10 protein-coding genes are annotated in these 13,421 nt (G+C 50.7%); 4 read left to right on the top strand and 6 right to left on the bottom strand.

The features are described from left to right. Window positions 1-252: 252 nt before the first annotated feature. Together codB and codA are read left to right on the top strand one after the other, a co-directional pair. A complete protein-coding gene (codB, locus tag AB3Y96_RS20815) occupies window positions 253-1,524 on the top strand; it encodes a cytosine permease (protein WP_072309435.1) in 1,272 nt (423 codons plus the stop codon). Beyond that, the gene (gene codA, locus AB3Y96_RS20810; RefSeq protein ID WP_072309436.1) at window positions 1,514-2,797 is read left to right on the top strand and encodes a cytosine/isoguanine deaminase; all 1,284 of its coding nucleotides are present in this window, start codon (window positions 1,514-1,516) and stop codon (window positions 2,795-2,797) included. The genes codB and codA overlap by 11 nt, the downstream gene beginning before the upstream one ends. A gap of 69 nt (window positions 2,798-2,866) precedes the next feature. On the opposite strand, the gene tsgA is transcribed toward codA, so the two are convergent. From tsgA to AB3Y96_RS20795, 3 genes are all read right to left on the bottom strand, one after another. Next, a complete protein-coding gene (tsgA, locus tag AB3Y96_RS20805) occupies window positions 2,867-4,051 on the bottom strand; it encodes an MFS transporter TsgA (protein ID WP_025799261.1) in 1,185 nt (394 codons plus the stop codon). A 205-nt stretch (window positions 4,052-4,256) separates the two neighbouring features. Continuing rightward, window positions 4,257-5,234: a LacI family DNA-binding transcriptional regulator gene (locus tag AB3Y96_RS20800; protein ID WP_367300114.1), complete on the bottom strand. Its 978-nt coding sequence runs from the start codon at window positions 5,232-5,234 to the stop codon at window positions 4,257-4,259. Window positions 5,235-5,300: 66 nt separating this feature from the next. Then, a complete protein-coding gene (locus AB3Y96_RS20795) occupies window positions 5,301-6,608 on the bottom strand; it encodes a 6-phospho-beta-glucosidase (RefSeq protein WP_367300113.1) in 1,308 nt (435 codons plus the stop codon). Between the two features lie 426 nt (window positions 6,609-7,034). Between AB3Y96_RS20795 and ppiA the strand changes: the two genes are divergently transcribed. Then, window positions 7,035-7,601 (top strand): peptidylprolyl isomerase A, encoded by a 567-nt coding sequence (gene ppiA / locus AB3Y96_RS20790; protein WP_072309439.1) that lies wholly within the window; start codon window positions 7,035-7,037, stop codon window positions 7,599-7,601. Between the two features lie 64 nt (window positions 7,602-7,665). Here the strand turns inward: ppiA and AB3Y96_RS20785 are convergent, their stop codons facing one another. Together AB3Y96_RS20785 and AB3Y96_RS20780 are read right to left on the bottom strand one after the other, a co-directional pair. Then, window positions 7,666-8,241 carry an aminodeoxychorismate synthase component II gene (locus AB3Y96_RS20785; RefSeq protein WP_367300112.1) on the bottom strand — a complete coding sequence of 192 codons (576 nt, stop codon included), beginning with the start codon at window positions 8,239-8,241 and terminating at the stop codon, window positions 7,666-7,668. An 87-nt stretch (window positions 8,242-8,328) separates the two neighbouring features. Continuing rightward, window positions 8,329-9,858, bottom strand: a complete 1,530-nt coding sequence (locus AB3Y96_RS20780; protein ID WP_072309441.1) for a helicase HerA-like C-terminal domain-containing protein — start codon at window positions 9,856-9,858, stop codon at window positions 8,329-8,331. A 225-nt stretch (window positions 9,859-10,083) separates the two neighbouring features. On the opposite strand from AB3Y96_RS20780, the gene AB3Y96_RS20775 reads away from it, so the two are divergent. Then, complete coding sequence (locus tag AB3Y96_RS20775; RefSeq protein ID WP_367300111.1) at window positions 10,084-11,304, top strand: aspartate aminotransferase family protein; 1,221 nt, start codon at window positions 10,084-10,086, stop codon at window positions 11,302-11,304. Here the strand turns inward: AB3Y96_RS20775 and AB3Y96_RS20770 are convergent. Beyond that, the gene (locus AB3Y96_RS20770) at window positions 11,301-13,379 is read right to left on the bottom strand and encodes a YccS/YhfK family putative transporter (protein ID WP_072309443.1); all 2,079 of its coding nucleotides are present in this window, start codon (window positions 13,377-13,379) and stop codon (window positions 11,301-11,303) included. The genes AB3Y96_RS20775 and AB3Y96_RS20770 overlap by 4 nt on opposite strands. Window positions 13,380-13,421: the final 42 nt, after the last annotated feature.

Here is a 13,421-nt window from a genome sequence, read left to right as displayed (position 1 = left end):
GATTTTATTAAGTTGCGGATTTTTAGCAACTTAAGCTGAACCGTGTCAGTTTGATAATAAAAGTGCTCACGCAGTGCCACGAAAAGTGAAATGCTATTTTGTTTTATTTTTAAGCAATCCTGAAAGCGAATCGGCTAATGATGGGAAAAAAATAAAATTCTCATTCTCTATACGAAAACGATTGCTTTTTGTGAGCAGAAGAATAGAATGCGGCGGATTTTTTGGCCTGAAAACAGCGAAAGGAGGAATGTCGTGTCGCAAGATAACAACTATAGTCAGGGGCCTGTACCGCAGTCGGCGCGGAAAGGGGCATTAGCATTGACGTTCGTCATGCTGGGATTAACCTTCTTTTCCGCCAGTATGTGGACCGGAGGCGCTCTCGGAACCGGTCTTAGTTATCATGATTTCTTCCTCGCAGTACTCCTCGGTAATCTTCTTCTCGGTATTTACACTTCTATTCTTGGTTACATCGGCGCTAAAACGGGCCTCACCACACATCTTCTTGCGCGATTCTCTTTTGGTGTTAAAGGCTCTTGGCTGCCATCACTGCTGCTGGGCGGAACGCAGGTAGGGTGGTTTGGCGTTGGCGTGGCGATGTTTGCCATTCCGGTAGGAAAAGCCACCGGGCTGGATATTAATTGGCTGATCGCGATCTCCGGCTTGCTGATGACGGTGACGGTGTTCTTTGGCATTTCAGCGTTGACGGTGCTTTCGGTGATTGCGGTTCCCGCCATTGCTTGCTTAGGGGGCTACTCAGTATGGCTCGCCGTGCATGGCATGGGCGGATTAGACGCGCTGAGGTCTGTGGTTCCGGCTGAGCCGTTAGATTTTAACGTTGCTTTGGCGCTGGTGGTGGGTTCTTTTGTCAGCGCAGGAACGCTAACCGCTGACTTTGTACGCTTTGGGCGTAATGCCAAAATGGCGGTGCTGATTTCGATGGTGGCGTTTTTCCTTGGGAACTCATTGATGTTTATTTTCGGCGCGGCCGGTGCGGCAGCATTGGGCATGGCGGATATCTCTGACGTCATGATTGCTCAAGGTCTGTTGCTACCCGCAATTGTGGTGCTGGGGCTAAATATCTGGACCACCAACGACAATGCGCTTTACGCCTCGGGATTGGGTTTTGCCAACATTACCGGTATGTCGAGTAAAACGCTGTCGATCATTAACGGTATCATCGGCACTATTTGCGCGCTGTGGCTGTATAACAATTTTGTTGGCTGGCTGACGTTCTTGTCTGCGGCTATTCCACCTGTTGGCGGAGTGATCATCGCTGACTATCTGATGAACCGTCGCCGCTATGAGCACTTTGCTACCGCGCGTATGATGAACGTAAACTGGGTGGCTATTCTGGCCGTCGCGCTGGGGATTGCTGCTGGCCATTGGCTACCGGGTGTGGTTCCGGTGAATGCGGTGCTGGGCGGGGCGCTAAGCTATCTGGTGCTTAATCCAATTCTAAATCGTAAAACTGCAATGACAGCAGTATCAACAATAACAAATGCGGAGGCAAACGGTGCCGAATAACACATTACAGGCGGTGATTAACGCTCGCTTGGCGGGGAAAGAAGGGCTCTGGCAGATCGGTCTTCAAGACGGAAAAATAACGTCAATTGAAGCGCAATCTGGCGTGATGCCTGCGTCAGCGAAATGTTTGGATGCTGAACAGGGCTTAGTGTTACCGCCTTTTGTTGAGCCACATATTCATCTCGATACCACCCAAACGGCGGGGCAGCCAAGCTGGAACCAGTCTGGAACCCTGTTTGAAGGTATTGAACGTTGGGCCGAGCGCAAAGCGTTATTGACCCATGACGACGTGAAACAGCGCGCATGGCAAACCCTGAAATGGCAAATTGCCAACGGTATTCAGCATGTACGTACTCACGTGGATGTTTCTGACGCCACGCTAACGGCGCTAAAAGCGATGTTAGAAGTAAAACAGGAAGTGGCTCCGTGGGTTGATCTGCAAATCGTTGCTTTCCCACAGGAAGGGATTATGTCTTATCCCAACGGTGAGGCGCTGTTGGAAGAGGCAATGCGTCTGGGTGCGGACGTGGTGGGTGCTATTCCACACTTTGAATTTACCCGCGAATACGGCGTGGAGTCTCTGCATAAGACGTTTGCGTTGGCGCAAAAATATGATCGTCTGATCGACGTTCACTGCGATGAGATTGATGACGAACAATCGCGTTTTGTCGAAACGGTTGCCGCGCTGGCACATCGAGAAGGTATGGGCGCCCGCGTAACCGCGAGTCATACAACGGCGATGCACTCCTATAACGGCGCATACACTTCGCGCTTATTCCGCTTGCTGAAGATGTCTGGGATTAACTTTGTGGCGAACCCACTGGTGAATATTCATTTGCAAGGGCGCTTCGATACCTATCCAAAGCGCCGTGGTATTACCCGCGTGAAAGAGATGCTGGAATCTGGCATTAACGTTTGCTTCGGCCATGATGACGTGTTTGATCCATGGTATCCGCTGGGTACGGCAAATATGCTGCAGGTGCTGCATATGGGGCTGCATGTCTGCCAGCTGATGGGCTATGGTCAAATTGACGATGGCGTGAACTTGATTACCCACCACAGTGCGAAAACGTTGAATCTAACGGATTATGGTATTGCGGCGGGGAACAGTGCGAATCTGATCGTATTACCGGCAGACAGTGGTTTTGACGCCGTCCGTCGTCAGGTTCCTGTTCGCTATTCCGTTCGTCACGGCGCCGTGATTGCCTGCACCCAGCCAGCGAAAACCACGCTGCATTTAGGGCAGTCTGAAACCGTCGACTTTAAACGTTAATCGAGTTATTGCGGCAATAAAAAACCGGCCCTGTTATAGGCCGGTTTTTTTTATCAGGAAGAACCTGAATTATTTAGTGCTGTGGCCGTGCAGGCGGTGACGCGTCACGAAGCCCAACAGTAAACACATCACGAAGACCACAAGGTACAAGCCATTGGCGGTTGCCAGCGCTGCGTGAGCACCGCTTTTCGCCACGATTGGGCCAGTCACAATGAAGGTCAACATCGTACCGATGGTGCCGCAGGTCAGAATGAAGTTCACCAGCTTTGGTGAAGACACTTTGGTTTGCAGTGAACCCAGCGTGATCAGCGTGGTGTAAATTGCGCTGCTGACAAAGCCCAGACCCAGAATGTACAGGCTGAGCATGCCAACCTGCTCGGTGGTGACGAACAGATACATCATCACGGTAGAGAGCGCAGCCAGAACGGTCACGATGCGTTGCAGATCGAAGAAACGCAGAATGAAGCTGAAGATCCACATCCCAACCATATAAGCAGTCCAGAAGTTACTGACTAATGCGCCAGCTTCTTCGATGCTCATATTGAAATGTTTGCTGGCGTATTCTGGCACCCACTGGATAAAGCCCAGCTGGCCGAGGATGTAGCACAGTGCGGCAATCGACAGGAAGAGAACGCCGATACCCCATTTCTCTTTAACCACTGGCTCGCTCTGGTCGTCTTTTTTCTGACCCAAAATAGGGAAGTCAGACATTAGCGTCAGGACGAAAATGGCCAGATACAGCACACCGATGCAGGCGTAAACCCAGTACCACGTAACGTGGTTAGCCAGCAGCGTAGCGGCAACGATTGGGAATACCATCCCTGCCATACTGAAGAAGGAGTCGGTGAACAGCAGGCGTGAACCGCGCTGGCGACCTTCATAAATATGGGTGATAAGGAAGGTACCGATAGACATGGTAATCCCGCTCACCACGCCCAGTACAAACATGCACAGGGAGAACATCACCAAGCTGTGGCCGACCATCAGGCCCGCAACGGCTAAGATCATCAGCACAAAGCCAAAAATCAGCTGGCGTTTAAGAGGGATAATTTCCATTAACCATGCGTTAAGGAAAATAGAGACCAAAATACCGGCATTAAGAAACGTGAAAGTGTTACTCATGCTGGAAATCGGCAGATTAAAGTATTCTGCGATATTGCCCATCACCATCCCGGTGACGATCACCAATGCACCGGTAAGTGCATAGGAGAAGAAACTGATCCATGTTAGGCGAATGCGGTTGCTGTTGGTCATAGCAAGGCCCGTGTCAGTAGTATTGAGAAATAGGAAAGTATTTACGAAGGATCAAACTAAGAATAATCGATCCCACAAGGCGGCGAATCCTAGCATAGTTGTAGGTGATTTTTGTGATATATGTCGATTTTTTGCTGTAACGATATGAATGAGTTTCTTACAAAAGCGATCTGAGTAGAAATTATTGATCTCAGATCGTCACAGATTACCTTTTTGTCGCAATGACCGAACTACGATCGATGATGGTAGGGATAAAGACTTCCGCTGTACATTCGGGATCGATAAGGCGCTCGGTAGCATGGCGTGCCATGTCGGTGATAGGGAAATGAATGCTGGTTAATGCCGGGCGCACAAAGGCCGCACGTTCGCCGCTGTCATAACAAATTAGTGAGATATCGTTTGGGATCGTTAAGCGATGCTCGGTGATTGCCAGCAGTGCGCCAATCGCCATCTCTTCATTACAACAATAGATCGCGGTAGGTCGTCGGCTTTGTAAGAGTTTGTCTGCCATCTGATAACCGCTTTGCATATCATAATCACCCTCTAAGCAGGCCACGGGCAGCAGTCTGTCTGCGTCCATGGCATCGAGAAAACCTTGGCGGCGTAGCTGGCTGGAATGGCGAGAGGAAGGGCCGCTGATACAGGCAATTTTTGTGTGGCCTAAATCAATAAGCCGTTTTGTTGCCATTTGGCTGGCGCGGTGATGATCGAAGGTGATGCAACGATCTTCAAGGCCTGGCACTAAACGATCCAAAATCGTAAAGGCTTTGCCTTCTTGCGCCAGCTTGCAGAGTTGCTCATCGCTCAGCGCTCTCACGTGTAGGATTAGCCCATCACAGCGTAGGTTATATAAACGCTGAATGGCCTGCCATTCGTTGTCGGCGCTGTTTTTTCCCTGTGTCACCAAGAGCTGCTTACGGCGACTTTCCGCTTCACTTTGTACGTTATCCATCAGCGCACCAAAAAAACCACCGCGATAAGAGGTCGTGACTAAGCCGATCGTTTGGCTTTGGTTCGACGCCAGCGCCCGCGCGGCTGGGTGTGGGCTATAACCTAACTCGGTGATGGCGGCTTCAACCATGAGACGCGTTTTTTCTTTGACGTTGCTATCGCCATTCACCACGCGTGAAACGGTGGCGCGAGAAACACCTGCAAATGCAGCAACGTCTTCAAGCGTCGTCATGGTCAAATTCCTTATGATAATTGAATCCAAATCCCTCCTTGCGGCGAAGCAACGAAGGTATTGCGGTTAATTAAATTGTGGCAGATACGCTTTGTTTACGGCTAGCACTTCATCCAATAAAGGTGAAGCCAGTCCCGCGTCGCCGATTAACGGGTTAGTGACCAGCGCTAGCAGCGCAGATTTTCTGTCGCCGTGTACGGCGGCTTCAATCGTCAGACGTTCGAAAGATTTCACCTGCTGTGTGAGACCCACCATGGACACGGGGAGAGAACCGAATGCGAGAGGGTGCGCACCTTGAGCATCTACGATGCAGTCGGTTTCGATCACGGCATCAGCAGGCAGGTCGTGAATTGCCCCACGGTTTAGCGTGTTGACGACCAAACGGGTGCCGAGATTATTGTGGATCGCGCATATGAGCTCTAGCGCAACCTCTGAATAAAATGAGCCGCCGCGGAAACTTAACTGTTCTGGTTTGTGGTCTAAATTTGGGTCGGCATATAGCGCAAAGAGCGCTTTCTCAACGTCCATCACCTGTTCAGCGCGGGTGCCTTCGGCGCTAGCCTCGGCGATTTCATCTTTCAGCATCGTGCTGGTTCGATAGAAATAGCGGTGATAGGGGCAGGGTATGGCACCTAGCGCGCGCAGAAACTCTGGCGGCCACGGCTCTTCTTTGATGTTATTCATGGTGAGCGCCGCGCCATCGCAAAGCATGTCGATGACCCGTTGCGTCTGGTCTTGTCCATCGGCGGTGACCTGATGCACCCACACCATATGGTTTAGGCCCGCGAAACGCAGCTGGACGTCTCGATATGGGCGCTGCAGCATTTTGGCAATCATGTGATGCATGGTGACGGGAACGTTGCACAGGCCAATGATTTTGGCTTTGGTGTAGCGAGAAACCGCTTCGGTAACGATACCTGCTGGATTGGTGAAGTTAATGATCCAAGCATCGGGTGCCAGCTGTTCAACTTTGCGAGCGATATTCAACATGACAGGAATAGTGCGCAGCGCTTTAGCAAAACCGCCGACGCCGGTGGTTTCTTGCCCTATTAATCCAAACTTTAAGCCGAGGTGTTCGTCAGCCGCACGTGCCGGTAACTGACCTACGCGCAGCTGAGTTAATACAAAACTGGCTCCACGAATGGCATCATCGGGGGTGAAATGGACGCTGACCTTCACCTGCTCAAAGCCATGGCGTGCCAGCATTCGACGCGTGAGATCGGCAATGATCTCAACCTTGTGACGGCCTGCTTCAACGTCAACCAACGCCAATTCAGACAGCGGAATTTGCTGAGCACGCTGGATAATGCCTTCAACCAATTCCGGTGTATAACTGCTGCCTCCACCGATGATGGCAACTTTTATCGGGATCATGCGAGAGTCTCCGTTTTATCTGGCAATGAGGGTTTCGATGATCATCAGGGCAACAGAGGAGCCGCGAGACAAATAGCGTTGGGTTTATCACCCGCCTCATAAACCTGATAAATCAGATAGTGTTTTTTGCATTTATCATAAAATGAGAGCGCTCTCATTTTGGTTTAAGACTAGCAACTTCCATCAATCGGTTTGCGAGTCAGTTCGCAAAAATTCATTTTTGAATAATTAGGTGGAGGATGAAGTGTGATCTTGATTGCAAAATCAGGCATTTTTCGTCGTTAAGAGGCGGCATTTTTTCAGACTTATCCCATCGTTAAGTAAATGTGAGTAAATGGGTAGCTAATAGGCTAGCGCCTAATTAGAATCGATAAGTTAATTTGTTGTTCACCTGCTTTGAAAAAGCCCGCTGAGAAAGGATGTGTCATGTTCAAGAGAGTATTCGTCACCCTAACCGCGCTATTTTCGCTGACGGTAATGGCTCCGGCCGCATTGGCTGCGAACAGCCATGTTTTACTGTCGACGACCGCTGGTAATATTGAAATTGAGTTAGATAGTCAAAAAGCGCCGGTGTCGGTGAAGAACTTCCTCGACTACGTGAACAGCGGATATTACAACAACACGATTTTTCATCGTGTAATCCCAGGTTTTATGGTGCAGGGCGGTGGATTCACTGCGGACATGCAGCAGAAAACGACTAATGCGCCAATCAAAAACGAAGCAGATAACGGTTTGCGTAACCTGCGCGGCACTATCGCCATGGCGCGTACCGCTGAAAAAGACAGTGCAACTAGCCAATTCTTTATTAACGTTGCCGATAATGCCTTCTTAGACCATGGCCAGCGTGATTTTGGTTACGCGGTATTTGGTAAAGTGACTAAGGGGATGGACGTCGTCGACAAAATTGCTCAGGTACGCACTGAGAACGTTGGCCCATACCAGAATGTCCCTTCTAAGCCGATCGTGATTACGTCGGTAAAAGTACTGCCATAATCTCTGACATTGAGTTTTATGCCATCATCTGAGATTCCCGCCGCTGTTGGCGGGAATTTTGTTTCTAGCGCTGCAAAAAATTCTTCAATAGCTGGTGGCCCTGCTCGCTTAAAATGCTTTCGGGATGAAACTGCACGCCCTCAACGTCTAGGGTACGATGCCGTACGCCCATTATCTCGTCGGGTTCGCCGTTGCGTTCACTCCATGCAGTAATCTCTAAGCAATTGGGCAGCGTCTCTTTTTCCAGAATCAATGAATGGTAGCGCGTTACCGTTAGCGGGTTATTTAAGCCATGAAATACGCCGCTGTTGGTATGGCGAATGGCGCTGGTTTTGCCATGCATGACCTGACGAGCGCGAACCACGTTGGCACCGAAAACCTGTCCTAAGGCCTGATGACCTAAGCACACGCCTAACAAGGGTATTTTCCCTGCAAAGTGTTCGATGGCGGCTAGAGAAATCCCTGCATCATTTGGCGTACAAGGTCCCGGTGATATCACCAGATGCGAAGGCGCCAGCGCTTCGATTTGCTCAAGAGTGAGATCGTCGTTGCGGCGAACGATAACGTCGGCGTCGAGTTCGCAAAAGTATTGATAGAGGTTGTAGGTAAAGGAGTCGTAGTTATCGATCAGCAACAGCATCAGAGGTTCGCTTTGTACGGAAATGACATCAGATGCCCCGATGATAAATCATGCGAGGCATAAGTAAGAGCATAAGAAAGCCGGTGGTTATTTACGCCCGCCCATAATCGAGCCTAAAACGCCGCGCAAAATTTGGCGGCCTAGTGAACTTCCTACCTGACGCGCCATGCTTTTTGCGGCGGTTTGTACCACCCCATCTTTCTTGCCGCCGCGAGGACCGGTGGTGCCGAACAGAATTTCATTCAAGCTGCCCATCAATCCACCACCTTCTTGCGCGTTGGCCTCTGGTTTTTTCACGTCCTCAGCGCTGGCCTTTTCATCGCCGCTTTCAACCGTGCTGAAACCCTGCTGGGTTATTTTTTCATAGGCGGATTCGCGATCGACGGCTTCGTCATAGCGACCATAAAGCGGCGAATGATTTAGGGCGTGATTCAATTCATCGGCGGTTAACGGCCCCATACGGGATTCGGGCGCGATAACCATCGCGCGCTCAACGATAGTTGGACGGCCGCTTTCATCCAGGAATGAAACCAATGCTTCGCCTACGCCCAGCTCGGTAATGGCCTGCTCGGTGCTGAATTCGGGATTTGCGCGCAGGGTTTGCGCTGCGGCTTTCACGGCTTTTTGATCGCGTGGGGTAAACGCGCGTAGCGCATGTTGAACGCGATTGCCCAGTTGGCCGAGAACGTTATCCGGGATATCCAGTGGGTTCTGGGTGACGAAATAGATCCCTACGCCTTTAGAGCGGATCAGGCGTACTACCTGCTCTATTTTATCCAGTAGGGCGCTAGGCGCGTCGTTAAACAGCAAATGAGCCTCATCGAAGAAGAACACCAGCTTTGGTTGCTCAACGTCACCGACCTCAGGCAGCTGTTCAAACAGCTCGGCCAGCAGCCATAGGAGGAATACCGAGTAGAGCTTCGGCTGATTGATAAGCTTGTCGGCGGCCAGCAGATTAATAATGCCTTGCCCATTGGCGTCGCAGCGCATCAGATCTTTGATATCTAACATGGGCTCGCCAAAGAAATGATCGCCGCCTTGCTGATCCAGCGTCAGTAATCCGCGCTGAATAGCGCCAATGGAAGCGGTAGAAATATTGCCATACTGGGTGGTGAACTGTTTGGCATTATCACCAACAAACTGCACTACGGCGCGGAGGTCTTTCATATCGAGCAGCAGCAGGTTGCTGTCATCGGCAATTTTAAACACCAGCTGCAATACGCCGGACTGCACATCGTTTAAATCCAGCAGGCGAGACAACAACAGCGGGCCCAAATCGGATACCGTGGCACGAATAGGGTGACCTTTTTCGGCAAAAATATCCCACGGAATGATCGGACACGCCTGCGGCGACCAGTCAGTGACCTGCAAAGCATCTAATCTTTTCTGTAATTTATCGGAAGGCGAGCCGGCAGCCGCGATGCCGGACAAGTCGCCTTTTACGTCGGCCAAAAATACGGGAACACCAATACGAGAGAACTGCTCTGCCATTTTTTGTAGGGTCACGGTTTTCCCCGTACCCGTAGCGCCGGTAATCAGTCCGTGGCGGTTGGCCAGCGCCGGAAGAAGTTGCAGCGTGACTTTTTGATTCTTAGCAATGGTAAGCGGAGCGCTCATGGTCAGTCCTTAAGTGAAGAGGCGGAACGTAACTTCCAAGTTCAAAGTATAAGCACGCTGAATCTTAGTCTCAACTTTAACCGCTGTAATTGGGCAGGGAGTTTTTGACAAAACAAACGCAAATTACGGTTGCCATGAAGTGATTTATTATGCATATTTTGTGATTATATTTTCATTTGATGGCTGGCAAATCGTTGCTGGCGATGCGAATAAGGTGGAAAAGTGATGGCGAAGCAGCAGGCAGTTGCAAGAGACACATTTGAAAAGGTGATGTTGCCTATCTATGCACCGGCGGATTTCGTTCCCGTGCGCGGTAAAGGAAGCCGAGTGTGGGATCAGCAAGGGCGAGAGTATGTGGATTTTGCGGGTGGTATTGCCGTGACTGCGTTAGGGCATTGTCATCCCGCGTTGGTCGCTGCGCTACATGAGCAAGGCGAAAAGCTGTGGCATGTGAGTAATGTTTTCACCAATGAGCCTGCGCTACGCCTTGCACAAAAACTGATTGATGCCACCTTTGCCGAACGTGTTTTTTTTGCGAACTCCGGCGCAGAAGCAAACGAAGCGGCGTTTAAACTGGCTCGCTACTATGCCTCCAGCAAAATTAGCCCCTATAAATCCAAGATCATTGCCTTCCACCATGCCTTTCATGGCCGTACGTTATTTACGGTTTCCGTTGGTGGTCAGCCAAAATATTCCGACGGCTTTGGCCCGAAACCTGCCGACATTGTGCATGTGCCATTTAATGATTTAGACGCCGTTCGCGCCGTTATCGACGATCATACCTGTGCGGTGGTGCTTGAACCCGTTCAGGGGGAAGGCGGCGTGATGCCTGCGACACAAAGCTTCTTGCAGGGCGTACGTGAACTTTGCGATCGGCATCAGGCGCTGTTGGTTTTCGATGAAGTACAAAGCGGCATGGGCCGAACCGGTAAACTATTTACTTACATGCACTACGGTGTGACGCCCGATATTCTCACCACCGCCAAAGCGCTGGGGGGCGGTTTTCCGATTAGCGCCATGTTAACAACTAATGAAATTGCCAGCGCGATGCAGGTGGGAACTCACGGTACCACCTATGGCGGCAATCCATTGGCCTGTGCGGTTGCAGAGGCGGCTTTGAACGTCATCAATACACCTGAGGTGATGGCGGGAATTGAAGAGCGTCACGGCCTGTTTGTGGAGGCTCTGAAGAAGATCAATACCCAATACAATATCTTCACTCAGGTGCGTGGAATGGGACTGTTGCTGGGGGCTGAACTGAGCCCTGCCTATCACGGCAAGGCGCGAGATATCTTGCATGCCGCCGCGAGCGAAGGACTTATGCTGCTGAATGCAGGACCGGATATTCTGCGTTTTGCGCCATCGTTGGTTATCGAGTTTGCCGATATCCATGAAGGCATGGCACGGCTGGAAAAAGCCATTGCTAAAGTCGTGGGTGGTAATTAATCCCTGAGTTTACGGCTCATCCAAATTCCGTGGTGCGGTCGTTGCCGCCATGCTATCGACGAAATGGTATGCATGGCGCGTAAGTGCGCAATGATGCGTCGTAGATGCACTTCAATTTGGGTCACGGGCATGCCGTTAGTTTCTTGATCGTCAGATTGAAACACAGCGGCGTTGTCATTGAGCGTTGGACCATCGTGCTCCAAACGTTGCTGACAAAGCTGCAACGCAATTTCACACCGCTGTAAATAATCCTGTGCCAGATTCTCAGTGAGCATGTAGTGATCGCGTGCGAGGATCGTCATGGCATTGAGATGCTCAACGATAAACTGGCTGTGGGTGATCCACAGGCGCATATCCGTTAAATAACGTGAATCAAACCCCGGTTCCTGCATCGCCTGATTAAGCGAGGTAAAGACGGCGTTATGTGCCTGATTCACTTTCATGCGCGCATAGGCCAGTGCGGTTATTTTAGGTTCAGGCGACAGTAAAAGGCGAAGTTCGTCTTGGTAGGTTTCCAATGCCTGATGCGCATTTTTGCGCAGTAAGCCGCTTTGCCACTGGGGCCACAGCCAAATGGTGCTGGCAAAGGCAAGGATACAGCCGAGAACCGTATCGATGAGGCGGGGAACCAAGAAATGAATTCCATTAAGCTGTAACAGCTGAAGCGTATATACCGCCGTGATGGTGAAACCGATCACGGCCAGCCCGTAATTTTTCCTGAGAACCAAATAAGCTGCGATGGTTATCACCAGCATGCAGCTTAGCGTGACGTTCAGCGGTAGGTTGAGTTGAAGTAGTCCTGCGGCAACAATTAACCCAACGAAGGTACCCAGCGCACGGTGCTGGATCCTGACTCGCGTCGCGTTATAGCCATTTTGGATCACCAGCATGATCGTCAGTAAAACCCAATAGGGCTTTGGCAGATGGAATAACATGCCGAGGCTACTACCTGCCGCCAGCGTTATGCCTAAACGGGCGGCGTTGCGCAGCGCTACTGATTTTAACGAAAGATAAGCACGCAGCGCAGGCCAGAAAGGAAGCCGCTGCTGGGTGGACATCAGATTGCGTTGATATAATGGGCGTTGGCGTTCTAGCAGGCGAGCCACGCGGCTAAAATGGTAGTAACAGAATTTGCCAACGGGGTTATCTGGATGCTGATTGGCCAGCTTTTCGAGCGCTGATAGTTCAATATCCATCGAGAAGTGCTGAGGATAGCGGTGGTACAGAATATCGTCGGCAACCGTTTTGAGCCGTTCTGTAATGACCTGAGCATTGCGGCGTATTATCGCTTCGGCTTGGCTTTTTTCTACCAGCTTTTGTACTTCATCAGGCTGAGACAGGCTAACGGTGATGTGTTCTTGTAAGTCTAGCGCGACCTGAAAATAGCGCAGCAGGCGTTTGTATTCTGGGTTGTGCACCAATGACAGCATGTGCATTTGTTGATAGATCTGGGTAATGAGATCCATCACTTTTTGCTGGCGTTGCAGCAACGGAGGCAGCGCGGTTTCAGGATCGATATGCTGAGTTAGTAGGCTGTATTTGGCTTCCATGTAGTCGCCAAGCTGGATGTATAGCTGGCTTAGGTTTTCGCGGATCGGTTGCCCTTTCCACAACAGGAACCAAAACCAAGTGAAGGCGCCATACCAAATCGTGCCGACAATATACAGCAGTGGCCCGTGCCAGATAGGCACGCTTCCAGCCATACTCAGGGTAAAAATAGAGGCAACCAGCGCAGCAGGCATGAGCCGCGCGTGAAGTGGGCTAATCTCACCGTTAACGCCCAGTAACAAGGCTAAACCGAGCATGATCAACGGTAGGGGAATTTGCCAGAGTAAGCATTGCTGTAGCAGAAAACTGCTGAAGGCAAATAAGCTGCCGCCAACGACTAATCGTTTGATAAAGCGTTTATGAGGTGTATCGAGCCCAGCGATATTGCAGCAGGCGGGAACTAAAGAGAACATCAGCCCGAGTTGTAGATTACCTATCAACAGGCCGAATAGCACAGGAAGACACAGCACCAGCGTTTGACGCAGTGCGTAGTTGACTTCCGGGTGGTAGATGAACCGCCGCCACATAGCTAAAGAAACCCGTGCAGCAAGGCTACACGGGCATCATTT

It is taken from the genome of Hafnia alvei (assembly GCF_964063325.1).
Classification (GTDB): domain Bacteria; phylum Pseudomonadota; class Gammaproteobacteria; order Enterobacterales; family Enterobacteriaceae; genus Hafnia; species Hafnia alvei_B.
Note: the sequence above shows the minus strand (reverse complement) of the source record. Positions and strands in the feature narration are given on the sequence as shown.

Excerpts from the sequence above, each read along its gene's own strand:
- AB3Y96_RS20770 (WP_072309443.1), bottom strand. The coding sequence starts at position 13,379 with ATGTGGCGGCGGTTCATCTACCACCCGGAAGTCAACTACGCACTGCGT.
- AB3Y96_RS20795 (WP_367300113.1), bottom strand. The coding sequence starts at position 6,608 with ATGATCCCGATAAAAGTTGCCATCATCGGTGGAGGCAGCAGTTATACA.
- AB3Y96_RS20775 (WP_367300111.1), top strand. The coding sequence starts at position 10,084 with ATGGCGAAGCAGCAGGCAGTTGCAAGAGACACATTTGAAAAGGTGATG.
- AB3Y96_RS20800 (WP_367300114.1), bottom strand. The coding sequence starts at position 5,234 with ATGACGACGCTTGAAGACGTTGCTGCATTTGCAGGTGTTTCTCGCGCC.
- AB3Y96_RS20780 (WP_072309441.1), bottom strand. The coding sequence starts at position 9,858 with ATGAGCGCTCCGCTTACCATTGCTAAGAATCAAAAAGTCACGCTGCAA.
- tsgA (WP_025799261.1), bottom strand. The coding sequence starts at position 4,051 with ATGACCAACAGCAACCGCATTCGCCTAACATGGATCAGTTTCTTCTCC.
- AB3Y96_RS20785 (WP_367300112.1), bottom strand. The coding sequence starts at position 8,241 with ATGCTGTTGCTGATCGATAACTACGACTCCTTTACCTACAACCTCTAT.
- ppiA (WP_072309439.1), top strand. The coding sequence starts at position 7,035 with ATGTTCAAGAGAGTATTCGTCACCCTAACCGCGCTATTTTCGCTGACG.